Below are 13357 nucleotides of genomic sequence, written 5' to 3' on the forward strand. Positions count from 1 at the left end.
CATGTCCGAAGCCCGAACCGACACGACCGAGGCGCGCCCGCAGGAGGGTTCCGCCCAGGGCGCCGAGGCGGCAAGCTCCGGCAGGCACCGTGGCCCGGCGGCCACGGAGCAGGGCCCGGCCGACCCGCACGGCCGGCACCGCCGGGAGAAGCAGACTCAGGGCGCGTGATGCGCCCGGTCCGGACCGGCGGTTTTCCGCCATCCGGACGGACAACGGCCGTGGCCGCCGCCCCGCTTCACGGGGACGGCGGCCACGGCCGTTGTGGGTCACCCGTGTTTGAGGCCCAGCACCTCGGCCGCGCCGAACGTCTCGTTCGGCGGTCGTTCCGCGTAGTACGGCGTGAGCAGCCCGTCCAGCTCCTCGAAGCTGAAGGCGTCCTTCGCGGTGTCGAACTTCGCGGCGATCCTGGGGCGTTCGGCGATGGCCACGATGCCGCCGTGGACGACCAGCAGCTGGCCGTTGACCCGGGCCGCGGCCGGTGAGGCCAGATAGCCGACGAGCGGCGAGACATGCTCGGGCGCGAGCGCGTCCAGCGTGCCTTCCTGCGGCTCTCCGTCCCCCTGGAAGGCGGGAATGCCGGCGAAGACGTCCTCGGTCATCCGGGTGCGGGCGCGCGGGCAGATGACGTTGGCGGTCACGCCGTACTTGGCCAGCGCCAGCGCCGTGGAGGTGGTGAGCCCGACGATGCCTCCCTTGGCCGCGGCGTAGTTGGGCTGGCCCGCCGAACCCGCGAGGAACGCCTCGGACGAGGTGTTGACGATCCGCCCGTAGACGGGGCCGCCGGCCGCCTTGGAGCGTGCGCGCCAGTGGACGGCGGCGAAGTGGGTGGTGTTGAAGTGGCCTTTGAGGTGGACGCGGATGACCGAATCCCATTCGTCCTCGCTCATGGAGAACACCATCCGGTCGCGGAGTATGCCCGCGTTGTTGACCAGGATGTCGAGTTCCCCGTACTGGTCGACGGCCAGTTGGACCAGCGCGCGGGCCTGCTCGAAGTCGGCGACGTCGCCGAGGTGGGCGACGGCCCGGCCGCCCGCCGCCCGGATCTCCGCGGCCACCGCCTCGGCCGGGGCGGCGGATGCCTCGCCGGTGCCGTCCCGGCCCGGCTGCCCGAAGTCGTTGACGACGACGGCGGCACCGAGGCGGGCGAGTTCGAGGGCCTCGGCGCGTCCCAGGCCGCGGCCGGCACCGGTGACAATCGCGGTCCGGCCCTCAAGCGGCAGTGGCAGTGGCTGTGCCATTACTGTCCTCTCCTTGGCAAACGGGGTGCGTCAGATCTGTGGGCTGGTGAGCTGTGGGCTGGTGGGCTGTGCGCCGGTGGGCTGCGTGCTCGTGAGCTGCGGGCCGCTCGCGGGCCGTGGGCCGCTCGTGCACTGCGGGCCGGTGGCCTCAGGGGACGGCGGCCGGTCCTTCGCCGTCAGATCTCGATGCAGGTGCGCAGCGCGGTGCCGGAGCGCATCTGGTCGAGGGCGTCGTTGATCTCGGCGAGCTGGACGCGGTGGGTGATCATGCCCTCGAGGTCGATCCGGCCGGCCCGCCACAGGGCGATGGCCCGCTCGTAGGAGCGCAGCACATCCGCGCCCCCGTAGAGCGAGGGCAGGATCCGCTTCTCGTCGAAGAACAGCTCGAACATATTGACCTGGAAGGTGTCGTCCATCGCGCCCGCGCCGACCACGCACAGGGTGCCGCCGCGGCGGGTCATCTCGTAGGCGGTGCGGGCGGTGGCGGACTTGCCGACCACCTCGAAGACGTAGTCGAAGCCCTCCCCCGCGGTGACGCGCTGCTTGGCGTCGGCGAGTTCGTCGGGGGCGACCGCCTCGGTGGCGCCGAAGCGCAGTGCCGCCTCGCGGCGTGCGGGCACCGGGTCGACGGCGATGATCTCCGCCGCACCGCAGGCCTTCGCACCCTGGATGGTGGAGATGCCGACGCCGCCGCAGCCGATCACCGCGACGGAGGAAGCGGCCTCCACCTTGGCGGTGTTGAGGGCGGCGCCGAGCCCGGTGGTGACGCCACAGCCGATCAGCGCGGCGATCTCGTACGGGACGTCGTCCGGGATCGGGACCGCGCAGTTCGCGGCGACCACGACCTCCTCGGCGAAGGTGCCGGTCCCGGCGAAGCCGAAGACGTCGGAGGGGCTGCCGCCGGAGCGCCTGAAGTTGGGGGTGCCGGCGTTCATGAATCCGGCCAGGCACAGATGCGTCTGGCCGCGTTTGCAGGACGGACAGCTCCCACAGGCGGGCAGCCAGCACATCAGGACGCGGTCGCCCTGGCTCAGGCCGGTGACGCCGTCGCCGACGTCGAGGATCTCCCCGGCGCCCTCGTGCCCGGGGACGAAGGGCGCGGGCTGCGGCAGCACCCCGTTCATCGCGGAGAGGTCGGAGTGGCACAGCCCGGTGGCCCGTACCCGCATCCTGACCTTGCCGGGCCCGAACCCCACCGCCTCGATGTCGTCGAGGACCTCGAGTTTGTCCTGTCCTGTCTCGTGCTGTACGGCTGCGCGCATGTCACGGCTCCTTCCGGGTTGCGGGCTCTCCCCCTGGGGGCGCGGGCGGTCCTCCGAGGGGGCGCGGGGTGTCCCCTGGGCTAGCTGTGCTCGATGACGGTGTCCGCCAGGACCGGCGCGTCGTCCCGGTCGGCCGCGGTGACCGACACCTGCGTTCGGCCCTCGCCCTCCCACATGCGGATGCGCAGCGTCTCGCCCGGGAAGGCGACGCCCGCGAAGCGCGTGGTGTACGAGCGGACGCGCGCGACGTCGCCGCCGAGCACCGTGTCGACGACGGCCTTGAGGGTGACGCCGTACGAGCACAGCCCGTGCAGGATCGGCCGGTCGAAGCCGGCGAGCTTGGCGAACTCCGGGTCGGCGTGCAACGGGTTCCAGTCGCCGGAGAGGCGGTAGAGCAGGGCCTGGTCCTCGCGGATGAGCCGTTCGGTGGTGCGGTCGGGGGTGCGGTCGGGGAGTTCGAGGCGGGTGGAGGGGCCGCGTTCGCCGCCGAAGCCGCCCTCGCCGCGGACGAAGATCTGGGTGTCGCAGGTCCACAACGGCCCGTCGTCGTCCGCCACTTCGGAGCGCAGCACGATGACGGCCGCCTTCTGCTTGTCGTAGACCGCCGGGACGGTGGAGGTCTGGGTGGCGCGGCCGCGCACCGGGATGGCGCGGTGGACGGTGACGGTCTGGCCGCCGTGCAGGACGGCGGCGAGGTCGACGTCGATCCCGGGGGCGGACAGTCCGCCCGCCACCGCCATGCCGCCGCCGGCGACGGTGGCGAAGCTGGGCAGGACCTGCAGCGCGCTCTCGAGGGTGTAGCGCAGTTCGTCGGGGTCGGTGGCGGGGTGGGGCTTGTCCGGGGTGGCGGCGCCGGCGCCGATGCCGAGGTGGTAGAGCTGGATGTCCTTGTGATCCCAGGCGAGTTCGGTGGTCCGCGGCTCGGCGGAAGTGGCCTTGGCGGCGTCGATGGGCATGGGGCGGTCGCTCCTTCACCACGGTGGGAAGACCCCGGCACGGCCGTCCGCACCGTCGGCCGTGCCGGGGTCGTTTCGGGTCGGCCCGGCGGCGTTCGGGTCGGGGCACTTCTAGAACGCGTTCTAGCCGATGGCCCTCATATATAGCCGATCCACCCGGCACTCGGAAGACCCCTGACACGTTGTCAGGCCGGGGGCGGCGGACCCGTGCCCCTGACACGCATCACGATGCCCCCGACGCACATCGGGGTGACCCTGACCCCCACCCGCGCACCCATGACATTTGTCAGGGCCGAACACACACATTCGCATCTGCCGCCCCTCCGCAACTCTCCGTAATGTCGTGGACAGGAAATCAACGGGGAGGTCGGACATGGCGTCGGGCATGACACGAACGGCAGGGCCGGTGAGCGCGGCACGGGCGGCGGGCGGCGCCGCGGCGGCGGTGGGATTCACGGGAGTGACCCGGAGCTATGGCGCGGTCCGTGCCGTACAGGGGCTCGACCTGGAGATCGGCACGGGCGAGACGGTGGCGCTGCTCGGGCGCAACGGCGCCGGTAAATCCACCGCCATCAACATGCTGCTGGGGCTGCTGCCGCCCAGCTCGGGGACGGTACGGCTGTTCGGCGCCGAGCCCGAGGCGGCGGTGCGGGCGGGCAGAGTGGGCGCGATGCTCCAGGACGGTCAGCCCGTTCCCCGGGTCACCGTCCGCGAACTGATCGGCTTCGTCGCCTCGACCTACCCGCGTCCGATGGACGTCACCGAGGCCCTGGAGCTGGCGGGCCTGGGCGAGTTCGCGGGGCGGCGGGTGGACAAGCTGTCCGGCGGGCAGGCCCAGCGGGTCCGCTTCGCGGTGGCCCTGGCCGGCAACCCGGAGCTGCTGGTGCTCGATGAACCGACCGCGGCGCTGGACGTCGAGGCGCGCCGCGCCTTCTGGCGCTCGATGCGGGCCTATGCGCGGCGCGGCAACACCATCCTCTTCTCCACGCACTACCTGGAGGAGGCGGACGACAACGCCGACCGGATCGTGGTGATCGACGGCGGCCGGGTGGTGGCCGACGGCAGCGGCGAGGCGATCAAGCGGCGGGCCGGCGGGTCGCTGGTGTCGTTCGACCTCGCGGGCGCGCCGTCCGAGCCGCTGGCTTCCCTGCCCGGTGTGAGCTCCGTGGAGATACGGGGCGATCGCGCCCTGCTGCGCACGGCGGAGTCCGACGCGACGGTCCTGGCGCTGGCCGGGCTCGGTCTCGTACGAGGCCTGCAGGTCGCCCCCGCCAGCCTGGAGGACGCCTTCCTCACCCTCACCACCCCGTCCCAGAAGGAGATCGCGTAATGCTCGGCTACATCCGCCTCGAAGTCCGCCGCACGCTGCGCGACAAAGGCTTTGTGATCTTCGGCATCGGGATGCCGGTGCTGATGTATGTGCTGATGACCAACATCGGCACAGGCGGCGCGGGCATGGAATGGAAGATCGCCTCGATGGTCGGCATGGCCGCGTACGGCGCGCTGGGCGCGGCGATCGGCACGGGCACCGGCGTCGCGGAGGACAAGCACCTGGGCTGGCTGCGGCAGCTGCGCATCACTCCGCTGAGCCCGATACGGGTGGTGGTGGCCCGCGGGCTGACGAGCACGGTGACGGTGCTGCCGGCGATCGCCTCCGTGCTGCTGGTGGGCGCGCTCGTCAACGGCGTCCGGATGCCCGGCTGGCAGTGGGCCGCGCTGACCGTACTGCTGTGGGTGGGCACCGCGCCCTTCACCCTGCTGGGCCTCGCCAACGGCTACCGTCTCTCCTCGCAGTCCACCGGAGTGGTCAACACGGGCTGCATGCTGCTGATCTCGATCATCGGCGGCCTCTGGTTCCCCGCCGAGCTGTTCCCCGGCTGGCTGCGCTCCCTGTCCTCCTGGACACCGGGCAACCGCTTCGCCGAGCTGGGCCGGAACGTCACCCAGGGCGGGGCGCCGGGCCTGGGCGCAGTGGCGGTGCTGGCCGCCTGGCTGGCACTCTTCGGCGGTTACGCGGTGTACGCGTACCGTCGGGCCGCACGGACGGTGTGACCGACAATGGCGCAAACCTGGGAAGCAACAGTGCACGACACCAAGCGGCAGGCCCCCGGCGGCGAAGGCTGCGGCGACAACGCCACCGACGTCGCCCCGTGCGTCACGAGGGGCGCGGAGAAGAAGACGGACAGGGGGCCCGGCAAGTACGCGTTCCTGCCGTGGCTGCTGATGGGCATGGGCGCGTTCTCCAACATCATCCAGGGCAAGTCTGACCACCCCTGGCTGGCGGGCCTGGGCCTGCTCGCCTTCAACTCCCTCTACATCAGCGTCGTCTGGACGTCGTTCAACCCCCGGCTGCGCGACTCCCGTTACCCCCTCATCGCCCTGGGCGCGCTGACCGCCGTCACCTTCGCCATCGCCCTCGGGTTCGGCGGCGACTGGTTCCTGTTCTTCCCGCTGCTGTCGCTGGCGTCCGGCACGGTCCGCGCCCTGCGCGGCAAGAAGCTCGCCGTATGGCTGATCACGCTCAGCGGTACGGCCGGGTATCTGACCGGCTGGCACGACAGCGGCCAGGGCGCGTTCGGCGTCGGCTACGGCACGTTCCTGTCCGGGATGGTCACCGCCACGGTCCTCAACCTCTTCGACACCATCCAGGAGCTGAAAACCACCCGCCAGGAGCTGGCCCGCAGCGCCGTGGAGAAGGAGCGGCTGCGCTTCTCCCGCGATCTGCACGACCTGCTGGGGCACACCCTGTCGGTGGTGGTGGTCAAGGCCGAGGCGGTCCGCCGGCTGGCGCCGCGCAACCTGGAGGCGGCGCTCGGGCAGGCCGCCGATATCGAGGCGGTCGGCCGCCAGGCGCTGACCGAGATCCGTGAGGCGGTCACCGGCTACCGCGAGGGCAGCCTGACCACCGAGCTGGACCGGGCCCGCTCGGTGCTGGAGGCGGCCGGCATCGAGCCCGTCGTACGGCAGGCGGGGCCGCCCCTGCCCACCCAGGCCGAAGCGCTGCTGGGCTGGGTCGTCCGCGAGGGCGTCACCAACACCGTCCGGCACAGCCGCGCCACCCGCTGCGAGATCGACGTACACGCCGACGACGACCGCGTACGGCTGACGATCACCGACGACGGCCTCGGTCCCGTAAGCTCCGGTGCTGCCCCGGCCGGTGGCCTGACCTGGCTATGGGACCGGGCCCCGGGACACGGCGGTGAGGCCGGCGCGCACGGCGCCGGGGACGGCGTGGAGGGCACGACGGACGGTGTGGACGCCGCGGACGAACCCTTCGGCGCGGACGGCACCGGCCCCGTGCACCGGGCGGCGGGTCCCGGACGTTCCGGTCCGGTGGGCGGCACGGGCCTGAAGGGGCTGGCCGAACGGCTGGCCGCGGCGGGCGGCACCCTGCAGAGCGGGGCCGACGGCCGGCGCGGCTTCCGGGTCACGGCCGAACTTCCGGTCGGCACGGGTGAGATGGCGGATGTGGAGGAGTTGACCAGGTGATCAAGGTCCTGCTGGCCGAGGACCAGGGAATGATGCGGGGCGCGCTGGCGCTGCTGCTCGACCTGGAGGAGGACATGAAGGTCGTGGCCCAGGTGGCGGCGGGCGATCAGATCGTCCCCGCCGCCCTGGATGCCCGCCCCGACATCGCGCTCCTGGACATCGAACTCCCGGGCTGCAGCGGCCTGGACGCCGCGGCGGATCTGCGGGTTCAGCTGCCGTCCTGCAAGGTGCTGATCGTGACGACCTTCGGCCGCCCCGGCTATCTGCGCCGCGCCATGGAGGCCGGGGCGTCCGGCTTCCTGGTCAAGGACGGCCCCGTGGAGGATCTGGCGGCGGCGATCCGGCGCGTACTGGCCGGGGAACGGGTCATCGACCCCGGCCTCGCCGCGGCGGCCCTGAGCGCCGGCCCCAATCCGCTCACCCAGCGCGAACGCGACGTGCTCACCGCGGCCGTGGACGGCGCCACGGTCGCCGATATCGCCGCCAAACTCCATCTGTCGCAGGCCACGGTCCGCAACTACCTCTCGGCGGCCATCGGGAAGACCGGGACCCGCAACCGCATGGAGGCGGTACGGGCGGCGCGGCGCAACGGCTGGCTGTAGGGCGGGGCCGGCCGGGCCGGGCCCCCGCTCAGCTCTGCGCGGCGCCCGCCTGGCGGCGCGGCAGGGCGAGGACCATCAGCAGGATGCTGCCGAGCAGCACCACCGACCCGACGTGGAAGGCCAGTCCGTAGCCGTCCGCCAGCGCCTCCCGGCCGTGGCCGCCGGCGATCCGGGAGGCGGCGATCGTGGAGAGGACCGAGAGGCCGAGCGCGCCGCCCATCTGGCGGGAGGTGTTGATCAGACCGGAGACCAGGCCCTGGTCGGCGGGGTCGGCGCCGGAGGTGGCGATGGAAGCGACCGGGGTGGCGGTCAGGCCCGCGCCCAGCGCCATCAGGATGCCGGGGCCCAGGATGGTGCCGAGGTAGGTGCCGTTGGCGTCCATCGTGCCCTGCCAGACCATGCCGGACGCGGAGATCACCGCACCCGTGACGGCCAGGCTCTTGGCACCCATCCGGTTCATCAGCCGCGGCGCGATCTTCGAGCCCAGGACGATGCACAGCGAGTGCGGGATGAAGGAGAGCCCCGCCTCCAGTGGCGTATAGGCCAGCACATTCTGCGCATAGAGGGACAGGAAGTACCACATCGAGAACATCGCGGCGCCGGCCAGCATCATCGCCGCGTTCGCGGAGGAGACCGAGCGCAGCCGGAAGAGCCCCAGGGGCATCAGCGGGGCCTTGGTGCGCGCCTCGACGGCGATGAAGGCGGCGATCACGACGAGCCCGGCGGCCAGCGGCACCAGCGAGGACGCCGAGGTCCAGCCGTAGGTCTCGGTCTGCACGATGCCGTACGCCACGAGCCCGAGACCGCCGGTCACCAGGAGCGCGCCGGGCACGTCCAGCCGCCGCCCGGCGCTCTGCCGGCTCTCGGTGAGCCACAGCACCGCGGCGATCAGCACCAGCGCCCCGACCGGCACGTTGATCAGCAGCACCCAGCGCCACGACAGATATTCGGTGAGCACGCCGCCGACCAGACCGCCCACCGCGCCGCCGCCCGCGCCGACCGCCGTCCAGGTGGCTATGGCCTTCGTACGGGCCGGGCCCGCCGGGAACGACGTGGTCAGGATCGTGAGAGTGGCCGGGGAGAGCACCGCCGCGCCGACGCCCTGGATCGTACGGGCCGCGATCAGTTGCCAGGGCTCCCGGGCCAGCCCCCCAGCCAGGCTGGCGATGGTGAAGAGCGCCAGCCCCAGGACGAAGACCCGCTTACGGCCGAAGAGATCGGCGGCCCGCCCACCGAGGAGCATGAAGCCCGCGAAGGTGATCACGTACGCGTTGACGATCCACTGCAGGCCCAGTTCGCTCAGTCCGAGACCGGTCCGCATGGCGGGCAGCGCCACGTTCACGACGGAGACGTCCAGGATGACGATGAACTGCCCGGCGCAGACCAGCAGCATCACCAGCCAGGGCGGTGCGGCCGTGCGGCGCTCGGTTCCGGGCAGCTTGGTGGGGGTGGCTATCGGGGGCATGCCGACCATGCTCGCATTCGACGCTTGCACCCTGCATCGGTATATCAGCGCATCCGTCGCCTGGCGGGAGACCTAGGTCGGGAGGCGGAGGCGGGGCGGCAGGTGCGAGGGGGCTGGGGGGGGCGGGGGCGGGGCGGGGGGCGCGCGGGGTGGGGGCGCGAGCCCCGTAGGGGGTGGGGGTGGTGATCCCTTAGGGGTAGAGGGAGCCCCTTGCAGACCAACTACCCACGCCAACAGCCCAGTTAACGCCATGCGCACCCCCGCGCCCCCGGCCCCCGTCACGCCCACTCCGCGGCCCCTCAGCCCCTCAACCGCCGCACCACCCCGGCCCGCGCCCCTGGCGCCCCCGGCCCCCGGCCCCCGCGCCCTCACCTCCGCAGCAGCGTCACCACCGCCGCGCCCCCCAGCCCGATGTTGTGCGCCAGTCCCACCCGGGCCCCCGGCACCTGGCGCTCCCCCGCCGTCCCCCGGAGCTGCCACACCAGCTCGGCGGCCTGGGCGAGGCCGGTCGCGCCCAGGGGGTGGCCCTTGGAGATCAGACCGCCGGAGGGGTTGACCACCCAACGGCCCCCGTATGTCGTGGCGCCGTCGGCCACCAGCTTCCCCGACTCCCCGTCCGCGCACATGCCCAGCGCCTCGTACGTCAGCAGCTCGTTGATGGAGAAGCAGTCGTGCAGCTCGATGACGTCCACGTCCTCGATGCCCAGTCCGCTCGCCGCGTAGACCTGCCGGGCCGCGGCCCGTGACATCGGCTGGCCGACGACGTCGATGCAGGAGCCGGAGGCGAAGCTGTCGTCGGTGTCCGTGGTCATGGCCTGGGCGACGATCTCCACCGCACGGTCGGTCAGGCCGTGTTCCCGTACGAAGCGCTCGGAGGCGATGACGGCCGCGGCCGCGCCGTCGGAGGTCGGGGAGCACTGGAGCTTGGTCAGCGGCCGGTGGATGGTCTTGGCGGCGAGGATCTCCTCGACCGTGTAGACGTCCTGGAACTGGGCGTGCGGATTGTGCGCGGAGTGCCGGTGGTTCTTGGCGCCGACCGCGGCGAGCTGTTCGGCGGTGGTGCCGTGGCGCTCCATGTGTTCGCGGGCCGCGTTGCCGAAGATCTGGGCGGTGGGCGGGGTCATCTCGAAGCCATGGGCGGCCGCCATCACCCCGTAGTGGCGGGCGACCGGAGACGTGGCGAAGTCGCCGCCGTCCGCGCCGCCGCCGAGTGCGCCGCGCTTCATCTTCTCGAAGCCGAGGGCCAGGACACAGTCGTTGATGCCCGCCTCGACGAACTGACGCGCCATCATCAGCGCGGTCGAGGCGGTCGCGCAGTTGTTGTTGACGTTGTAGACGGGGATGCCGGTCAGTCCGAGTTCGTACGCGGCGCGCTGCCCGGCCGTCGAGGCCTGGTAGCAGTAGCCGACCGGTACCTGCTCGATGGCCTCGTAGCCGATCCCGGCGTCGGCGAGCGCCTTGCCGCCCGCTTCCTTCGCCATGTCCCAGTACTGCCAGTCGCGGGTCTCGGGCTTCTCGAACTTGGTCATCCCGACACCGACGATGTACGCCTTGCCAGCCATGCAGGTCCTCCTGGAAAGTCACGAAAGTCACCAAAGAGCTGCCGGAGAGAGTCACCGGGCGGTCAGATCAGGGGCGTTCGGATCGGGCGCGTTCAGATCGGGACGTTCCGATCGGGGACGTTCGGATCGGGACGTTCGGATCGGGGACGTTCGGATCGGGGACGTTCGGATCGGGACGTTCAGATCAGGTGGCGGTCAGGTCAGAGGGCGGGGCTCCGGGTCGCGGGGCAGGCCCAGCAGCCGCTCGGCGACGACGTTCAGCTGCACCTGGGTGGTGCCGCCCGCGATGGTCAGACAGCGCGACATCAAGAAGCCGTGCAGCGCCCGTTCACCGGCGCCCTCGCGTACCGCGCCGTCCGGGCCGAGGAGTTCCAGCGCCAGCTCGGCGACCTTCTGCTGGTGTGCGGTCTGCACCAGTTTGCGGACGCTGGCGCCGGCGCCCGGTTCCAGGCCCGACACCTGCTGGAGCGTGGTGCGCAGCCCGATGCAGGCCAGGGCGTGCGCCTCGGCGGCCAGTGCGCCCACCCGCGCCCGTACGGCTCCGTCCAGTTCGGCGGTGCGGTCGATGAGCGCCGTCAGCCCGGTGTCGAACGTCAACTGGTCGGCCATGTGGACGCGTTCGTTGTCCAGGGTGGTACGGGCGACCTTCCAGCCGTTGTCGACCTCGCCGACCACCGCGTCGTCGGGCAGCAGCACATCGTCGAAGTAGACCTCGTTGAAGAGCGCGTCGCCGGTGATCTCCTTCAGTGGGCGGATGTCGATCCCCGGGGTCTTCATGTCGACGAGGAAGAAGGTCAGCCCTTTGCGCTTGGGCGCGTCGGGGTCGGTGCGGGCGAGGAGGATGCCGTGGCTCGACCACTGTGCGGCCGAGGTCCACACCTTCTGGCCGTTGATCCGCCAGCCGCCGTCCGTCCTCTCGGCGCGGGTGCGCAGCGAGGCCAGGTCGGAGCCGGCCTCGGGCTCGGAGAACAGCTGGCACCAGAGCAGCTCGCCGCGCAGGGAGGGCAGCAGGTAGCGGTCCTTCTGCGCGTCGGTGCCGTGCGCGATGAGCGAGGGGACGACCCAGGTGGCGATGCCCAGGTCGCTGATCCTGACGCCGGCTTCCGCCAGCTCCTGCTGGATGGCCAGTTGCCGGACGGGGGTGGCGCCGAGCCCGTAGGGCTCGGGGAGGTGCGGGGCGGCGTATCCGGTGGGGGCGAGTGCGCGGCGTGCGGCGGCGGGGTCGAGGCCGCGTGCGGCGTCGATGGCCGTTCGGGCCGCTTCGCGGTGGGCCGCCGCCTCGGCGGGGAGTTCCAGGTGCAGGGTCCGGCGGGCGCCGTCCGCGCCGTAGCGGGCGGCCCGCAGCCGGTGGGTGTCGCCGCTGCCGAGCAGCTGGCGGGCCGCGGTGGCCCGGCGCAGATGGAAATGGGCGTCGTGTTCCCAGGTGAAGCCGATGCCGCCGAGGATCTGGATGCAGTCCTTGGCGCAGGTGAAGGCGGCGTCGAGTGCGGTGGCGGTGGCCAGCGCGGCGACCAGGCCGCGGACCTCGGGGGCCTCGTCCACCGCGCGGGCGGCGTCCCAGACCAGGGCGCGGGCCTGTTCGCCGCGTACGAGCATGTCGGCGCAGAGGTGTTTGACGGCCTGGAACTGGCCGATCGGGCGGCCGAACTGTTCGCGTACCGCGGCGTGTTCGGCGGCGGTGGCGAGCGCCCAGGCGGCGGTGCCGCAGCCCTCGGCGGCGAACAGGATCCCCGCCAGATCGCGGACCAGTGCGCTGTCGACGGCCAGGAGGCGTGCGGCGGGGACCGTGACGCCGTCCGCGGTCACCTCGGCGGCCGGCCGGGTCGGGTCGGCGCTTTCCTGGACGCGTACGGACAGCGTCGCGGTGTCGACCGCGAGCCAGACCGTGCCGGTGGAGGCCTCCGCGGCCAGCACGATCAGGTCCGCGTCGCCGCCGGCCAGGACCGGGGGCGCGGCGCCGTCCAGGACGTAGCCGTCGGCGCCTTCGACGGCGGTGAGGGAGCCCGCGCCGAGTGCGACGGCGCCGAGGAGTTCGCCGGCCGCCAGGGACGTTGCGAGGTCCCGGTGTCCGCCGCGGTGCAGCAGCTCGGCGGCGAGGGTGGTGGGCAGATAGGGGCCCGGGAGCCCGGCGCGGCCCATCTCCTCCAGGACGACGGCGAGGTCGAGGAGTCCGCCGCCGCCTCCGCCGTCGGCCTCGGGCAGATGCAGTCCGAGCAGGCCCTGCGCGGCGAGCCGGTCCCAGTAGGCCGGCCTGCCGTGCCGCCCCGGCGGGGCGTCGAGCAGCTTGCGGATCTCCTCGGGCGGCATGGCCCGCGCGACCCAGCCGCGCGCCGCCTCGGCCAGGTCACGTTGCTCTTGCGTGATTCCGATGCCCATGGGCCGCAGACTAGAACACGTTCCATTTCGACGGAAGGGCGACCGCACCGCGGGTACCGCGCGGCGCGGATCCGGCAGCCGTTCGCATTCACCAGGAAACGGTCCGGATCCGAACAGGAAACAGTTCGGTGAATTTCCCTCGCACGCCGCCAATACCCCCTCCCACGCCTCCGCGCTCCCCGCGCACGCCCGCCGTGAATTCCGCGTATTCCGGCATCCGGTAATCGGCCGACGGGAAATACGGGCCGCATGCCGATATCCGGAATCGGAATACGTGGTTCCGGGCGGGCTGCGGGCGAACCTCCGGCGGACCTCCATATGCCCCGGCAGCCGGGTACCCGCACACCGCCCGTCCCGCCCCGTACGGCAGCATGAGCCCCCCCGACCCCCGACCGCACCACCAGGA

11 protein-coding genes are annotated in these 13357 nt (G+C 72.4%); 5 read left to right on the forward strand and 6 right to left on the reverse strand.

Translation table 11 applies throughout. The features are described 5' to 3' along the window. Window position 1 precedes the first annotated feature (1 nt). Entirely contained in the window at window positions 2–169 is a 168-nt protein-coding gene (locus AC5677_RS11735; RefSeq protein WP_497194975.1) for a hypothetical protein, read from the forward strand. Window positions 170–267: 98 nt separating this feature from the next. Here AC5677_RS11735 and AC5677_RS11740 read toward each other — a convergent pair whose 3' ends face one another. The 3 genes from AC5677_RS11740 to chsH3 form a co-directional block, all read right to left on the reverse strand. Next, window positions 268–1239, reverse strand: a complete 972-nt coding sequence (locus AC5677_RS11740; protein WP_497194976.1) for a 3-oxoacyl-ACP reductase — start codon at window positions 1237–1239, stop codon at window positions 268–270. Window positions 1240–1415: 176 nt separating this feature from the next. Then, on the reverse strand, window positions 1416–2501 hold the full coding sequence (locus tag AC5677_RS11745) for a Zn-dependent alcohol dehydrogenase (protein WP_497194977.1): 1086 nt from the start codon (window positions 2499–2501) through the stop codon (window positions 1416–1418). Between the two features lie 80 nt (window positions 2502–2581). Further along, entirely contained in the window at window positions 2582–3457 is an 876-nt protein-coding gene (gene chsH3, locus AC5677_RS11750; protein WP_497194978.1) for an enoyl-CoA hydratase ChsH3, read from the reverse strand. A gap of 385 nt (window positions 3458–3842) precedes the next feature. On the opposite strand from chsH3, the gene AC5677_RS11755 reads away from it, so the two are divergent. From AC5677_RS11755 to AC5677_RS11770, 4 genes are read left to right on the forward strand one after another with little or no spacing between them, the layout of a single operon-like run. Next, window positions 3843–4787: an ABC transporter ATP-binding protein gene (locus tag AC5677_RS11755; protein ID WP_497194979.1), complete on the forward strand. Its 945-nt coding sequence runs from the start codon at window positions 3843–3845 to the stop codon at window positions 4785–4787. Continuing rightward, the gene (locus AC5677_RS11760; RefSeq protein WP_497194980.1) at window positions 4787–5509 is read left to right on the forward strand and encodes an ABC transporter permease; all 723 of its coding nucleotides are present in this window, start codon (window positions 4787–4789) and stop codon (window positions 5507–5509) included. Before AC5677_RS11755 ends, AC5677_RS11760 begins: the two co-directional genes overlap by 1 nt. A gap of 6 nt (window positions 5510–5515) precedes the next feature. Then, window positions 5516–6946, forward strand: coding sequence for a sensor histidine kinase (locus AC5677_RS11765; RefSeq protein ID WP_497194981.1), 1431 nt, complete (start codon window positions 5516–5518; stop codon window positions 6944–6946). Then, window positions 6943–7548 carry a response regulator gene (locus AC5677_RS11770; RefSeq protein ID WP_497194982.1) on the forward strand — a complete coding sequence of 202 codons (606 nt, stop codon included), beginning with the start codon at window positions 6943–6945 and terminating at the stop codon, window positions 7546–7548. The genes AC5677_RS11765 and AC5677_RS11770 overlap by 4 nt, the downstream gene beginning before the upstream one ends. Before the next feature lie 28 nt (window positions 7549–7576). Here AC5677_RS11770 and AC5677_RS11775 read toward each other — a convergent pair whose 3' ends face one another. From AC5677_RS11775 to AC5677_RS11785, 3 genes are all read right to left on the reverse strand, one after another. Then, a complete protein-coding gene (locus AC5677_RS11775) occupies window positions 7577–9022 on the reverse strand; it encodes an MFS transporter (protein ID WP_497194983.1) in 1446 nt (481 codons plus the stop codon). Between the two features lie 359 nt (window positions 9023–9381). Further along, window positions 9382–10575, reverse strand: coding sequence for a lipid-transfer protein (locus AC5677_RS11780; protein ID WP_497194984.1), 1194 nt, complete (start codon window positions 10573–10575; stop codon window positions 9382–9384). A 195-nt stretch (window positions 10576–10770) separates the two neighbouring features. Beyond that, window positions 10771–12951, reverse strand: coding sequence for an acyl-CoA dehydrogenase family protein (locus AC5677_RS11785; protein WP_497194985.1), 2181 nt, complete (start codon window positions 12949–12951; stop codon window positions 10771–10773). Window positions 12952–13357 lie beyond the last annotated feature (406 nt).

It is taken from the genome of Streptomyces sp. JLSY215 (assembly GCF_059682825.1).

Bases quoted from the DNA above. Each gene is read 5' to 3' on its own strand.
- chsH3 (WP_497194978.1), bottom strand. From the start codon at position 3,457: ATGCCCATCGACGCCGCCAAGGCCACTTCCGCCGAGCCGCGGACCACC.
- AC5677_RS11785 (WP_497194985.1), bottom strand. From the start codon at position 12,951: ATGGGCATCGGAATCACGCAAGAGCAACGTGACCTGGCCGAGGCGGCG.
- AC5677_RS11755 (WP_497194979.1), top strand. From the start codon at position 3,843: ATGACACGAACGGCAGGGCCGGTGAGCGCGGCACGGGCGGCGGGCGGC.
- AC5677_RS11775 (WP_497194983.1), bottom strand. From the start codon at position 9,022: ATGGTCGGCATGCCCCCGATAGCCACCCCCACCAAGCTGCCCGGAACC.
- AC5677_RS11735 (WP_497194975.1), top strand. From the start codon at position 2: ATGTCCGAAGCCCGAACCGACACGACCGAGGCGCGCCCGCAGGAGGGT.
- AC5677_RS11765 (WP_497194981.1), top strand. From the start codon at position 5,516: ATGGCGCAAACCTGGGAAGCAACAGTGCACGACACCAAGCGGCAGGCC.
- AC5677_RS11740 (WP_497194976.1), bottom strand. From the start codon at position 1,239: ATGGCACAGCCACTGCCACTGCCGCTTGAGGGCCGGACCGCGATTGTC.
- AC5677_RS11780 (WP_497194984.1), bottom strand. From the start codon at position 10,575: ATGGCTGGCAAGGCGTACATCGTCGGTGTCGGGATGACCAAGTTCGAG.
- AC5677_RS11745 (WP_497194977.1), bottom strand. From the start codon at position 2,501: ATGCGCGCAGCCGTACAGCACGAGACAGGACAGGACAAACTCGAGGTC.
- AC5677_RS11760 (WP_497194980.1), top strand. From the start codon at position 4,787: ATGCTCGGCTACATCCGCCTCGAAGTCCGCCGCACGCTGCGCGACAAA.